We start from the raw sequence: 14,339 nt of genomic DNA on the forward strand, positions 1-14,339 counted from the left end.
TCATTCTTCAATCCACAAGCGGCTATTATTGCTGCTCTCAACTTGGTTTTTATGTCTTTAGATAGATGATGCTCGGTTTGGGACTCACTAAGTCTACATGAGAAACAAGAAAATCTCTGCATTTTGAGATGAGATAAGCAACAAAATTGCCGCTTGCAGGCACAACGGAATTAAAGCAGCAAACACAAAGCAGTTATTAGGCTTCCTCCTGAAAGTTATCTAGCTGATTGAGCGCTTGATAAGCAACTGCTAAACTAACTTTTGCCTTCTCGATTTCTGATAAATTTGTCCACTCACGATTGCCAACATTATCGACCACAGAATTTACGTTTTGCCGTTCGCCGCTTCTCATGGCGTAGGCAAAAGGACGCGCCATTACCAAAAGGTCATCTGTTTCCCAATTCGGTAATACAGATTGAACACACTCAACCAGTTGCTCGCCTTTAGATTGTCCTGAACTAAAAATCTCTGCAGCTTTCTGGGCAATTGCGGTTATCCAATCTTGAGGCACACTAGCAGGAAAACCAGCATGTAAATTTTTTTGAAGAGTCGCTAAGACAGAAGGTTTTGTATTACACTTGTAGTGTTTTGAATTGAAATTATTAGACCAAAGAGTGTCTAGGCGATTGTAAAAAGCTTGTGAGCGTGTTGTCAGTTCTTCATCAAGGACATCCTCCAACTGGAACTGCTGTTCTATTTGTGCAAAATAGTTTTCTGATTCTTCATCTGCAGGATTCCAAGGATATGTCTCATCATCTGCTGCCAGCAGAACCTCTAAAAGCTCTAATTCTACTTGAGACGGTATAGAATTAGAAGTTTCTGAACCGTTGGTTTTCTTAGCCATGTGTCGCTCCCGATTAATAATTATTTAGTAGCGGTATTGACAGCTACAGCTGCCAGAATCTTTTTTCCGCAAAAAGAATGCTGTTCTACCAAAAACTGCTGGTTTATTCGGTTAAGCTCAGGTGGGAAAATCCATTCTTCTAACAAACCTTAAACCGAGGCATGTTCAATGATGAACACCCAAGGTTGACTTTTCGTACTACCAAACTTTAACTGCATGCCGGAGTGTAAAGGGACTTCCTGACGATGGATTTGTTGCCAATCATTAGCTTGCAAAACCCAAGTTGTACCGTAGGTGGATAAATCTTGCAGGTAATAGGTTCGTACAGGGGAACCTTCTGTCAGAGTATTCCGACATAATATCTCAGCGTGGCGTTTTGAAACCGAAGGTTCTGGAATCACAATATCGTTGTCTGCCGTGCGACCAATGCGAGTGACACCAGGTCGCAATGACCAGGTTTTCCCCCCTAGTAATAGCGATCGCAAACAAGCATGAGGAAGCATTGAAGCGATCCCAGGAATAGACGTTTCTGGTAGTTCTGTAATCCCCTCATCAAAACTTCTGATAATTTCTCCATTGTAGTCTGGATGTAGGTAGAGAATCGGCAATGTCCAAGCGGGTTGATTGAACTTGTAAAGTGCCAGGAGTTGTTGCCTTGCTTCGGCAACAGCTTCATCAATTGGCAATCGCTTTCGCAAAGCACCAGCAAAGGCGTGAATAAAAGTGTGGCTTTCATGAGGTGCTATTTCATCACGCATCGCCAAAACCGCAGGCACACCTTGACGAATGAGCACTTCTGCTAAACTACTGTGGGCCATAGCCTGGTGATGAACAGCATCCGGCTGTGCTCCCCAACAAGCGTTGAAAACTGTCAGTTTCACACCAGTACGGGTCAAAACTTGGGCTAATTCCATCCCGTTGAGGGTCATACCCGGTCGCAAAAACAGTAACCCTCCGTCTGGTCCTTTCTGACCGTGACCAGCGTAAAACAAGACGTTGTATGCCTTGGTTTCTAGCTGTTGAATCAACTCCTGTGGAGTTGGTTGTAGGAGAGTGTGTACCATACAGGGTGCACAGGCACCGTAATTGTTAGCTACAACAGAGCCATTGGAAAGGGTTTGTTCTAGGATAGCGGCTTCTTGTTCAAGTTGCAGCTGCTTTTCCTCTTCACCTAAAACCAGCAGTATGTTTAACGCCTGGTCTGATCGTAAATACGGTAGGGGTTCGACTTCACTTGTAGTACGACTAAATAGGATGTGTTGCGACAGAGAAATGGCAGATTGACCAGGTTCGCGCTGCATGATTTCCCAAGGCAGAGCAATCAGATCTGGGTCACGAATTTCCAGTAGCACGCGCAAACGTGTATGCTGACCCATAGCAATCCCACGACTGCGTTCAAAGCTATTAAGAATTGGTCCGTCAAATACCCAACTCCACAAGCTAATGCCCAAGTATTGCATGAGACGGCTGCTGTAACTGGTTGTCTGACCGGAAGTTGGTACAACAAAATCTAGAGGCAGAGGATTTGCCTCTTTGGGGGTTCCTCTTGGGGAAATATCCAAGCGGCTGTGACCAGCAAACATTTGCTGCCACTCAAGCCATGCTTGAGACAGATGTGGAAGCCATACACAATCATGCAGAACATAGCCACTGGGATAGGGAGCATTCACCACCCAAATGGCGAAACTGTCAGTGCCGGTGTTGACGAGACGGGCGATCGCCAGGTTAAGGGATGGCATGGATTCGTTAATCTTAGTTAATCCAAAAGGTAAAATCAAATAATTAATTTAAAATAGAAATTTTAAAAGGCAACAATTTTTGCCTTTCGAGTTTTTTATTTAAAGTACTTACCTGTATTATTTCAGGCTTCTATCAGTTTATCGAGTTTTTGACGCAGTGCTGCTGTTGAGCTAACGGGTGTCACCGATTTTAATACCTCACTCCTTAGGCACAGACGTTGGCTTAGACTGGGCTGCTGATTCTTCAACAGGGGGGATAGAAGTATCTTGTGGTGGTTGACATTGGTTTGCCACACTTGATTCAGCTGTGCGGACATTCAATGATTGAAATTTGGAGAATGGAATTCCGACTTCATCTCCTGGGCTGAGTAAAGGTTTTTTAACTGTAGAAGAAGTTGTTTGTGAGTTTGATGAACTTGCTCCCCCTATAATTGAGCAGACCCGTAAGTGTACCCAAGTTTCTTGATTTGCCTGTTCGGGAACGACTGGTGTTTTAGGAGTGTCGATAATCTGCAAAACACTACCTCTTTGGGCGATACGGTTGCTGAATGTTATTTCGCTGTTTGCCACAAGCACCCGTTTTGGATTCACATCAGAATTGCCCGAACTGCTAGGAGAACCACTGGTCAAAGGTGGCAGCGCAGATGGTGCGCCGTTCGTAGGACTTCCTATCGGAAAAGAAGCAGGGAATTTCGGGATAGGTAGCAATCCCAGGCGCCACAAGTATCCCATTACACCACTTGCCACAAACAGCAGTAAAATCACAAACAGCTGTAGCGGCACGTTTAGACCTTTGGCGGGCTTGCTGGTTGGGACGACGCGAGTTTTCTGGTTTTGGCGAAGGTTTAGTGTGGCTTGTGCCGTTCTTGGTGATCTGTTAGAGGCTGAAGCTGCTTGTATTGAGGAGAGGTCACTAAGGACGGTTTTGAGGGTTGATTTTGGTTCTGAGTATTTTACTTGGCAGTGTACTAGAGCGATCGTGACATTATCGTGCCCATTTTGATTATTGGCAATTTCTAATAAAGTTTCTATTGCATTTGCTACATCAGTTTTCTCGGTAAGGATTGGTAAAATTTCTGTCTCCCAATATTGCTCCACGCGGTCAAAGTCACTCAACCCGTCAGAACACAGTAGGAAAACGCAGTCTTCGTCGAGAATAAACCGTTGTGCCGTCGGATGCAATGAATTGCTGGCATTCATGCCCAATGCTTGCACCAAAGACCCAGATGCTCCCTGTTGTACTGCATCCCGGTATGTGGCATAGCCCAACCGTACCTCGCGGGAGGCAACATCGTCATCTATAGTCACTTGATAGCAGCCGTGGCGTGTAATCCAGTAAGCACGACTATCACCAACGTGGGCAATGTACATTTGGTGGGCAATGGGCAATGCCATGACTAGGGTTGTGCCCATGCGTTGACGCCCCTGCCGATGTTCGTTGTCGTTGCGCTGGCTGATTTTGTCGTTAGCAGATGCGGCTGCCCTTTCTAAGTCCCCAAGTAGAATTGCTGGGTCTCTATCGTCAGAGGGCAATTGTGTCAGGTCATTCAGCTGCTGCTGGATGGTTTCAATGGCTAAATTTGATGCGACATTGCCTCCCTCGTGTCCGCCAATGCCGTCACAAACGATAGCTAGAACTGTAGGCTGAGGTGGTTTGCTGATAACGCTGCCACTCGGGGGATAACAAGCATCTTCATTACGTTGGCGACTAGGTCCGGTATCGCTCTTGGTAGCAATTTTGATCGTGGGTGTTTGCGATTGCCCGACTTCTGCCAACCCTTTATCTAAAACTGCAACAAGTTGCTCCCCAGAATTTATCTCTCCCGCCATCAGAGAACGGCAAATTTCACTCAAAAATTCGGCGATTGCCCCTTTGGCTTCTGGTTGTAACTGCTGCCAAAATTTCCCAAGTTGGGGGAACCCAGGGGAAGTTTGATTGTCATAACGTAATTCCAACAAGCGTACCAACGATCCTTCTACCCTGACTAACTCTGGGTTAAGTAAGCTCGAGGCTACGCCTTCACTTACTAGAGGTTGCCACAAATGAGCCATCTGCCACAGCCAGTTGAGTTGCCGCATTGATGTTGCCCTCGACCAAGCAGTGGTTAACTCACTCTCGAGCTGCACTTCTAAAGAAGTTGTACTATCCAGGACACAAAGCGGAGGTTTTTCTAAAAGTAATATTTCTTTCTTAGAGATGCCGTTAACCAGAGGTAACACTCCATACACTTGCGGTACATGCAAGCGGTAGGGAAATAGCCGCAAATAAGGTTTGATTGCCTGTAAATGCTCTACATCTGGCGTTTGGGGTAATAAACCAGGCTTGGTATCTAAAAGCAGCGCCTTGCTGATGACCAAATAGCGATCGCCTAATAATTCTCCCGAGTTAGCCAGGTTCTGCCCATCTGCCACAGCCCAAAGGAAACGTTTTGGTAGGGGTGTGGAGCATCGCTGGCAGAACTTGTGTGTAAGCGGGTTTGGAGCTTGACAAAGTTCATTTGGACAGTAGAGCGTCGCCGCGTCATTTTCCATAATCTTCGCACTGATCGGCAGATTGGCATTTTTTTCAACAGCATTGGCAGCGGCACTCTTGACCGCTCATATCTGATATATCCAATTTTGGATCACGATTTTAACTTGCGAACGAAACTTAAGATACTAAGAGTTATCAATTACTCCACTTCTATCGCAGAACAGGGGCTTGAATCTACAGCCCACCGCCAGAAGTGAGGTGTTACATTTTGTTTCGCAATCCAGTGCTTCATATCAGCTTTTAACCGTCTTGTGGCTCTAGCAATATCAGCTTTTGTGGAGCTGATTAACTCAATATGCTTTAAGTCTCCTAGGTAATTTACCTTGATCCGACCTTTCAAGGTAATAGCGCTGACTTTTTCATGAAGAAATGAAAAATCTCTGCCGTCCTTGCGGCTACAGGTGCGAGTAACGTATTTAGGTGGCTGGTTTAGGTCTTTATAATGTTTCTGGTGAAGAGCATTTTTCCTGGCGCGTGTTACTTGGCGGGGGATATTACAAGCCATTTGCGATGCCAGGTTACATCTGGAGCGCAACTCGTAATAAATTGCTTGTTGCAGTTGGTGAGCATTTGAGGTTTTTCGCATCTCAAATGCCCGTACTGAGGTATAATTCAAGCCATCTCTATATGCTAAATTTGCACTCCCTAGCAATTGTTTTTGCTTTGAAGTGCAATCTAATTTTAGCTTGATAATAATGACTTGTTTCATCAATAGTTTTACACGCTATTTAGCATTATAAATGCGTGTAAAATTATTAGTCAATCCCCTCATTTAGGCTCATCATTTCTCTGGGATTTCAGTTCTTTGACTCCTCCCTAATTTTGTTGAAACCTTTCCCAGGCAAGCAATGAGACGCACTAAATGTACTCGCAAATACGGTATAGGGAAACAGTTAGAGGAGAGAGTACTTTACAAAAAATTCATTCATCAAGCAAAAATTCAAGACAACTTTGTAAAAGCTTAATCACCGAAAAAGTACTCAGAACTCAGAACTCAGTAGTCAGAATTTTGAAGGGTGAATTTGAGTAGAGGTTGTGGAGTTCTGGTTAAGAGTTGCGGTCCTATGCTGCGGAATTTAAACGCGAGAGAACAAAAAATTCTTTTGTTGTTAAATCCTCCGGATGGAATCCGTGGGGATATTCTGTGTTCTGCATTCTGCATCTGTTTGTTCTTCTTACTTTCCCGGTTCAATGCCTTCTGTATAAGAAACTGTGTTTTAAATCACCAGTTTTTTCGGCGCTTTTATCCTACATTTTGCAGGAATTTCAGGTGATACCAATTTGAAATAAAATACGAAGACTAAACCACCTTAAAGCATTGTTATGCGGAATCGTCTTCTCTGGCAGAAGAAAACAGATTGGGATCGAGGTAGTTAATGCGTGCCAAGGGACTGAGGGCAGTCAAAACTTGAGCACCGTAGCTACGGATAATGACACGGCTATCGAGCAAAGCAACAATGCCTTTACTTTCTCGCAACGGAGCGATCGCTCTTTGCAATTCATTCAGAGCCATTGGCAACAAGTACAAACGGAACCAATCCTGATGCAAGCGTTTGTAGTGTGCCACCCTACCTGCCACTAAGGGATTTTCTAGAGATGGTAGGGGTAAAGTCGCGATAACCAAAAGCTGGGGAGCAGGCAAAACCTTTTGATGCTCGCGCCAAAATTCCCAACCGCTCACCAAAATACCATTTTCATCCAAACAAGTTTTTTCCACCTGCACCCGTGAACCAAACTCAGAAGCAAGAGTTGTCCCCACCTGGGATTTCAGCGGTACATCTCCCACGAGTACAACTGTCAATCCTGGTGATGTAGCGCTTAAGCACACCAGCGTCAGAACTTTGTGAATAAATGCTGGTTGAAACTCTGGCGTGTTGGGTAGGGGTAACTGATACGGTACATATAATTGAATCGCTTCTGTTTGGCTATCAGAGGAAAACTTGACGCAAGTCAAGTCGTCGTCCAACCCTAAGCGCTGGCGGAATAGGGGAGCTTCAGTTTCCGGTTCTAAGGCATTGCCAATGAACACCACAGGTTGGCGACTCCATATTGGCGATAGTATTTTTCCTAATTCAATGGGGGTACAGTGCAAAGAAAATAAACCTTGACGACGGGCAATAGTTGCCCATAGCAGGGATGGGGAGATGGGGAGATGGTGAGACAGCGAGTAGTTCGGAGGCGGGTTTCCCTCATGTAGAAACTGCGGTGCTGCGGGAGGGTTTCCCGACCCGGGCGAGTGTGTTGGCGCAGCCTCTGGGGAGGAGACACCCGAAGGGGGGGCTAAGGGTTCCCACGGAGGAGCCAACTGCGTGGGCGGTGTCGACTTGAGAGGATTAGTGTTGGGGTTGGGGGGCAATGGGGAGATGGGGAGATGGGGAATTTCACGTCTGTGTTGAAATTGCTGCCAGAACTTTTTCCAAGCATCGGGTAGGCTGGATCTATCTATAGCCGAATACAGACGGAGCAAAATTTCTTCTTCTGCTTGAGAAATCAGATAACACTCATAGGGATTTGCAGGATGCTTGAACAGTTCGTGAGTGAGTTGCACCCGTGTAGAACGTATAACCTCAGCTTGGTTTGGGCACGCAAGCATGAGTTCCTCCCAATCATCTGCTTCTAAGGTCACAGTGAGCTGATGACGCACCCAATCTTCCAAATCGTCCACCCCATCAATAATTGTGGGAATCCCACTAGGGAAATTCTCGCAAGACGCAAGTTGCGCTTTTAACCAAGCTTCTGGAGATACCAGGAGGAGTCCTTGGAATTCACCACCAGGCCAAGCGTCACCTGTTCTAATTGCTTTGTTGACTTGCAACCACTGCTGTAGGTGGGGTATTTCCACTTTTGCCAGTCGTTGCTGTACGGCTTGGGGAGCAACAATAATTACAGGACCGCGCCACATCAATGCCGATGCCACAAAGCTGGTGCGATACCGCCCTTGATAGCCGGAAGCCGCTCCTACTTGAATCAGGGCGCTACGCTCTAGGCGCAAAGCACGAGCTACCAACCTTGCCATCGTTAAATGATGTGGCCAGGAAGGGAAACCCGCCTGCGATCGCAGGAAGTTATGTAGTGACAAATGAACTTCTGCTTCAATCACACGCTCTTATCCCATACAAAATAATTTTTTACAGTAATAGCCCCACTTCTATTATGTTGTTAGTTTCTTGTGTTAGTTGTTAAGTGTTAGTTGTTGATTGTTATATTAAGCACTAACCATCAACCACTAACGACTAACCCTTTGGGTGAGCAGTCCCCTGGGGAGGAGCCAGTACTGTAGGAGGGTTTCCCTCGTGCCTGCTCTGGCGTAAGCGCAAAGCGTGCCGTAGGCATAGGGGCAGCCTCTGGGGAGGAGATACCCGAAGGGATCCTCCTATGGCACTTCATGCCACGCTAACACGTAAGTCCTGCGGACATAGGGCTTACAGGGCTGTCTCACCAGTTGCTCATGGGGGGGGAAACCCCAAGACCCTTCGGGTGAGCCACTAACTACTAACGAAATACCCTGAATTATGCCAACTTACACAGGAATTTCCAGCGAAGCCTTCAGGCATCCTCTAGATCGCCAAGCAGAACTTGCCTTACGCAGTTTGCCAGGATTTGATTTTATCGCCCGTAAATTTGTGGAATTTTTTGTAGAACGCCCGCAGTTAGTCTATCTAATGGGTAACACCATCCAAGTTGGGCCACGCCAATATTCCACTATTTACCAAATGTTTCGCGAATGTGTACGGGATTTGGATATTTACCCAGAACCTGCACTGTTCTTAGTGCAAAATCCCCTGGCAAATAGCTACGCGCTGGGGCAAGAGCATCCTTATATAGTCATAAACACAGGGATATTAGACTTGCTAAACGAAGCCGAAATTAGGGCGGTGCTAGCCCATGAACTGGGGCATATTAAATGTGGTCATACTATTTTAATTCAAATGGCGATGTGGGCGATGAGTGCTGCTTCTGCCATCGGGGAATTGACCTTCGGCATAGGTAATTTTGTCACTCAAGGTTTAATTTACGCTTTTTATGAATGGCGGCGTAAAGCCGAGTTATCAGCAGACCGAGCCGCGTTGTTGGTGATGGATGATTTAAACCCTGTAATGACTTCTATGATGAAAGTTTCGGGAGGAAGTATCAAATATGCCAACGAATGCAGTTTGCAAGAGTTTATCCGTCAGTCAGAAGACTATCAGGCACTTGATGCAGATGGACTGAACCAAATATATAAATTCTTGATTTACAATGGCGCTCAGGGTACAATGCTCAGTCATCCTTTCGCCGTGGAACGCATCCACTACCTGCGGCAGTGGGCAGAATCAGACGAATATCAGCAAATCAAGAGAGGCAATTATCAGCGAGCAACCGCTGCGGGAGCAGTCAATGTAGAAGCACAGACACAGACCGCCCAAAATGAAGAAGTAGAAGCTTTGCGCCGCCAAATTGAAGAATTGCAAAGGGAAATGGATCGGATAAGAAGGTCTGAGTCTGAGTAGGGATTTATTACACGTAAGCGTCGATACCGCTCGAGAATGCTTCTTTGTCATTATTTTCAATCCCAAATAATGCCTCTAGTAGAGCAAAGGTTCCTTTGTAAAACCAGATGCGCTCCCAGAAAGACTCAATTTCCGGGTAAGTTTTGTAAAACCGTCGCAGAAAAGACTCGCCATATCCACTGAGGATACCTGCAAAATCATAGGCTGGATCGCCAAGACCAGCCTCACCAAAATCGACAACACCGCTAATGCTCTGAGTCTTTGGATCAAATAGAATATTGCTTGTACCAAAATCGCCATGCTTGAGAATCGGCTCATATTTAAAATGACCTAGATTGCTCAAGAATGTTTCAAAATGACTAACTACCCAATCCTTTGCCTGGTGACGCATATGAGGAAAGAGCTTTTCTTGGATGCGAGCGTACAAGTCAGCCCACTGACTATGCTGATCATAAAGAGGTAGTTCACGAGCGAGCGCTTTTCTTATCGGTACGCTGTGTAATTCTTTCAGGAAATTGGCTAATTGGGCTGCTAGACCATCAAGAGTTTTGTCATCCTGAATTAGGACGAGCGTTTTGTGCCAAAGTGGTTCCCCTGAAATCATTTGGTAGCCAATAAACGTTTGACCCACCGTAAGGGATTCTAAATTCTTGAAACTCGGGTTGGGGATCTCTAGTGTAATGTAATTTTGGAGTTCGCAGAGGATAGCGGTTTCAATTTCGAGTTGTTTGACGGCATGGGTGTGCTTAGGAAAACGAAATATAAACGTTTCGTTAATGATAAGAACATCATTGTTTTGACCAGAGTTGTTGAACCGGACTGAGCAAAGCGGAAAGTGAGGATAGGTATCAACAAGGCTTTGTAGATAAAGTTCCTGGCAATTCATCGATAGATTATGTAGTTGGTGCAAAGTGAAAATCTGCTATCAGTGGCAGTTCCAAAAGGGGTTCCTCGGATAGCCTTTTGGAAAAGAACAGAATTTCTAGATTTTCAATTTCACCGGTATTAGGGTTTAGACGAGCAATCACACCATACTCAATTTCTGCCGGTTCTTGCTCTGGGTACGGGGGAAGCTTGTTGATATACAGGGTGTCAGCAGAGCGATCATATTCAAACTGTAACTTTGCATGCATATAATTTCTAATTTCTCTTGCTGCATTTTCTTGATGAGGTCAGCTACCAAGAGCCTATGCTGCTGTTTATAGCAGTGAATGCTAACGTAACTTTGTACGCTCTACAACAGTAAAACCGCCTTTTGATGATAGATTCTTAAAAATCCACAGACACAGTCATTCGCTTGCTGGCTTATTTCGTGTTGAAGGAAAAGAGCGAAAATCAATATTAATCGAATGTAGTATTGTTAGTTTTTAGGTTGTCGTCTGACAAAGCTACAGCTACTCTTACAATTACATACAATAATGAAGTCTTGCCCTATTTAGTTCGTCAATCATGTCGGAAGAAGATATCCGTGCTACGCGGCTGGAAAAAGTAGAACAACTGAGGCAATTGGGAATCAACCCCTACGCCTACCATTGGGAGTCCACCCATCACGCAGCTCAATTGCAGGAAAAATTTGCCGAATTGCCCAATGGTGAAGAAGTTGATTTGGAAGTAACCATTGCTGGACGCATCATGGCGCGTCGCGTTTTCGGTAAACTGGCTTTCTTCACCTTGGAAGATGAAACCGGCACAATTCAGCTTTATCTGGAAAAAAACCGCATTCAAGAAAGCATGTCAGATGTTGATGCTGATGCTTTTAACCACCTGAAGCAACTTACAGATGTTGGCGACATCTTGGGTGCAAAGGGGACAATCAAACGGACTGAAAAGGGCGAGTTATCTGTTTTTGTTAAAAAATATACTATCTTAACGAAATCCCTGTTGCCCTTACCCGACAAATGGCATGGGTTGACGGATGTTGCTAAAAGATACCGTCAGCGTTATGTTGACTTGATAGTGAACCCTGAAGTCCGGCAAACATTCCGCCGTCGCGCTCAAATCACGGCTGGTATTCGTCGTTACCTGGAAGAGCGTGGTTTTATTGAAATTGAAACTCCCGTTCTCCTAGCAGAAGCGGGGGGTGCAGATGCCCGTCCATTCGTCACTTACCACAACACTCTAGAGATAGAGTTGTATTTACGAATTGCGACAGAACTCCATCTTAAGCGCTTGATTGTGGGTGGGTTTGAAAAGGTGTTTGAACTGGGACGGATTTTCCGCAATGAGGGAATTTCTACCCGTCATAACCCCGAATTTACCTCAATTGAAATTTACCAAGCTTATGCCGATTACAACGACATGATGGCGTTGACGGAGGGTATTATTACTACCGTCGCCCAAGAGGTTCTCGCCACGCTACAAATCACCTATCAAGGCACGCCAATCGATTTAACTCCCCCTTGGCGACGTGTGACAATGCACGATTTGGTGAAGGAATATACAGGTTTAGATCTCAACTCGTTCCAAACTCTAGAAGAGGCAAAAGCAGCCTGTAAAAATGCAGGTTTGGAAGGTATCGAAGGTTGTCCCTCAATTGGCAGGCTGCTGAATGAAGCGTTTGAGCAAAAGGTAGAGGAAAACTTAATTCAGCCTACTTTTGTCACCGATTTTCCAGTGGAAATTTCGCCACTGGCAAAACCGCACCGTTCTCAGCCTGGTTTGGTGGAGCGATTTGAGTTATATGTTGTAGGGCGGGAAACTGCCAACAGTTTCTCAGAATTAACCGATCCTATTGATCAGCGTCAACGTTTGGAAGCCCAAGCTGCAAGAAAAGCTGCTGGTGATTTGGAAGCGCAGGGGGTGGATGAAGACTTCTTGACAGCGTTGGAATATGGTATGCCTCCCACAGGTGGGTTAGGTATTGGGATTGACAGGTTGGTGATGTTGTTAACAGACTGCGCGAGTATTCGTGATGCGATCGCATTCCCACTACTCAAACCTGAAAAATCCGAATCATCCCCGGAATCGACTACATAATCATACGCTGCGTTAGGGCGAAGCCTAACGCACTATCTTAACCAGGTTAATTGGTCAAGCTATTATTCGTGAAGCTGGCGAAATAGGTTATTCAAGAATCCGCTTAGACACAGCCCCTTTTGCAAAGGAAGCACAGGCGCTTTATCATAGCCTTAGATTTCAGGAGAGCGCCCCTTATGCTGAAAGTGAAATTCCTGAAAAATATCACCCTTCTTGGGTATTCATGGAGTTAAATCTTAAAACCCACTAAGAAACCCGGTCTCTTTAAAAAACCAGGTTTCTGATGAGAATTTCGGTTACATTACACATTAAATCGGAACAGCATTACATCGCCTTCTTGCACAACGTAATCTTTTCCTTCACTGCGAACTAACCCTTTTTCCTTCGCACCATTCATCGAACCAGCTGTTACTAAATCATTATAAGCAACTGTCTCAGCCCGAATAAATCCGCGTTCAAAATCAGTGTGAATTACTCCTGCTGCTTGTGGTGCGGACATCCCAGCGTGAATAGTCCAAGCGCGGGTTTCTTTTTCACCAGTTGTGAAATAAGTACGCAACCCTAACAGAGTGTAAGTAGCACGAATTAACGATTTTAAACCGCCTTCTTCTACACCTAAAGAAGCTAAAAACTCAGTTCTTTCTTCTTCTGGTAATTCAATTAACTCTGCTTCAACCTGTGCAGAAACAATGACAACTTGTGCATTTTCATTAGATGCAATTTGCCGCACTTTTTCCACAAATTCATTACCTGTTGCTAAATCATCTTCTGACACGTTAGCAGCATAGATAATTGGCTTAAGAGTCAGCAGTTCTAGTGGTTTAATAATCTCTGCTTCTTCTTCGGTCAAACTCACTTGCCTAACTGATTGACCTTCATTTAATGCAGCAGCTAATTTTTCTAGTAATGCTAATTCAATTTGTCCTTCTTTACTAGTACGAGCTTGTTTGCGGGTACGTTCTATCCGCCGTTCAATTTGTGACAAATCGGCTAAACCAAGCTCTAAATTGATGATTTCAATATCTCGTGCTGGATCAACTGAACCGGCAACGTGGATAATATCATCATTCTCAAAACAACGCACCACATGAACAATTGCATCAACTTCCCGGATGTGGGACAAAAATTGATTACCTAGTCCTTCACCTTGACTAGCACCTTTGACTAAACCGGCAATATCTACAAACTCAACACGCGCCGGAACAATTTGTTTCGCGGAGGAAATCTTTGCTAAAACATTTAACCGCTCATCCGGCACAGAGACAACGCCGACATTCGGTTCAATCGTGCAAAAAGGAAAATTGGCTGCTTCTGCCTTGGCGTTAGCAACCAAGGCATTAAACAAAGTAGATTTTCCAACGTTAGGGAGTCCGACAATTCCGGCTCGTAGCATTTTAAATTTGAAATTTTGGAGTTTGTACCAAACGTTATCTTAAGACTACCTGCAAAGAGTTTCAAACAGGTCCAGGAACTGTTTGAGGAATTGGTGCTGGAACTGTCTGGGGAATGGGACTCGGTACAGGTTCTGGTACTGGTGTTGGAACTGGTTCGGGAACGGGAGATGGTACGGGTTCCGGTACAGGTCCTGGTATAGGTTGGGGAATGCTTGGTGTCGGTGATGGATCAGGATTTGGAATCTGTGGCTCAGGTAAAGGACCAGGACTGGGATAAATCATGGTAAGTCTACTTAAATCATGCGACTTTTCCAAGCTAGATGACAACAGACGCTGCCGACATCTCCCCATATGGCTATTTGC

11 protein-coding genes are annotated in these 14,339 nt (G+C 45.1%); 2 read left to right on the forward strand and 9 right to left on the reverse strand.

What is annotated here, in order from left to right:
• Positions 1 to 196: 196 nt before the first annotated feature.
• The 5 genes from MAS10914_RS0108060 to MAS10914_RS35415 all read right to left on the reverse strand — a co-directional run bounded on the left by MAS10914_RS0108060 (position 197) and on the right by MAS10914_RS35415 (position 8,216).
• Entirely contained in the window at positions 197 to 844 is a 648-nt protein-coding gene (locus MAS10914_RS0108060; protein WP_017315410.1) for a hypothetical protein, read from the reverse strand.
• Positions 845 to 993: 149 nt separating this feature from the next.
• On the reverse strand, positions 994 to 2,583 hold the full coding sequence (locus tag MAS10914_RS0108065) for a CHAT domain-containing protein (RefSeq protein ID WP_017315411.1): 1,590 nt from the start codon (positions 2,581 to 2,583) through the stop codon (positions 994 to 996).
• A 198-nt stretch (positions 2,584 to 2,781) separates the two neighbouring features.
• Complete coding sequence (locus tag MAS10914_RS0108070; protein WP_017315412.1) at positions 2,782 to 5,115, reverse strand: protein phosphatase 2C domain-containing protein; 2,334 nt, start codon at positions 5,113 to 5,115, stop codon at positions 2,782 to 2,784.
• 140 nt (positions 5,116 to 5,255) lie between these two features.
• The gene (locus MAS10914_RS29805; protein ID WP_017315413.1) at positions 5,256 to 5,825 is read right to left on the reverse strand and encodes a hypothetical protein; all 570 of its coding nucleotides are present in this window, start codon (positions 5,823 to 5,825) and stop codon (positions 5,256 to 5,258) included.
• A 612-nt stretch (positions 5,826 to 6,437) separates the two neighbouring features.
• Entirely contained in the window at positions 6,438 to 8,216 is a 1,779-nt protein-coding gene (locus MAS10914_RS35415) for an ATP-dependent DNA helicase (protein WP_017315414.1), read from the reverse strand.
• A 412-nt stretch (positions 8,217 to 8,628) separates the two neighbouring features.
• Between MAS10914_RS35415 and MAS10914_RS0108085 the strand changes: the two genes are divergently transcribed.
• Entirely contained in the window at positions 8,629 to 9,606 is a 978-nt protein-coding gene (locus MAS10914_RS0108085; protein ID WP_017315415.1) for a M48 family metallopeptidase, read from the forward strand.
• Positions 9,607 to 9,613: 7 nt separating this feature from the next.
• Here the strand turns inward: MAS10914_RS0108085 and MAS10914_RS0108090 are convergent, their stop codons facing one another.
• Entirely contained in the window at positions 9,614 to 10,492 is an 879-nt protein-coding gene (locus tag MAS10914_RS0108090) for a phosphotransferase family protein (RefSeq protein WP_017315416.1), read from the reverse strand.
• Positions 10,493 to 10,499: 7 nt separating this feature from the next.
• Complete coding sequence (locus tag MAS10914_RS0108095; protein WP_017315417.1) at positions 10,500 to 10,739, reverse strand: DUF2283 domain-containing protein; 240 nt, start codon at positions 10,737 to 10,739, stop codon at positions 10,500 to 10,502.
• 316 nt (positions 10,740 to 11,055) lie between these two features.
• On the opposite strand from MAS10914_RS0108095, the gene lysS reads away from it, so the two are divergent.
• The gene (gene lysS / locus MAS10914_RS0108100; protein WP_017315418.1) at positions 11,056 to 12,582 is read left to right on the forward strand and encodes a lysine--tRNA ligase; all 1,527 of its coding nucleotides are present in this window, start codon (positions 11,056 to 11,058) and stop codon (positions 12,580 to 12,582) included.
• 301 nt (positions 12,583 to 12,883) lie between these two features.
• Here lysS and ychF read toward each other — a convergent pair whose 3' ends face one another.
• Positions 12,884 to 13,975, reverse strand: a complete 1,092-nt coding sequence (gene ychF, locus MAS10914_RS0108105) for a redox-regulated ATPase YchF (protein ID WP_017315419.1) — start codon at positions 13,973 to 13,975, stop codon at positions 12,884 to 12,886.
• Between the two features lie 61 nt (positions 13,976 to 14,036).
• Positions 14,037 to 14,258 (reverse strand): hypothetical protein, encoded by a 222-nt coding sequence (locus MAS10914_RS0108110; RefSeq protein WP_017315420.1) that lies wholly within the window; start codon positions 14,256 to 14,258, stop codon positions 14,037 to 14,039.
• Positions 14,259 to 14,339 lie beyond the last annotated feature (81 nt).

The sequence above is a fragment of the Mastigocladopsis repens PCC 10914 genome, from assembly GCF_000315565.1.
In the GTDB taxonomy this organism is placed as follows: domain Bacteria; phylum Cyanobacteriota; class Cyanobacteriia; order Cyanobacteriales; family Nostocaceae; genus Mastigocladopsis; species Mastigocladopsis repens.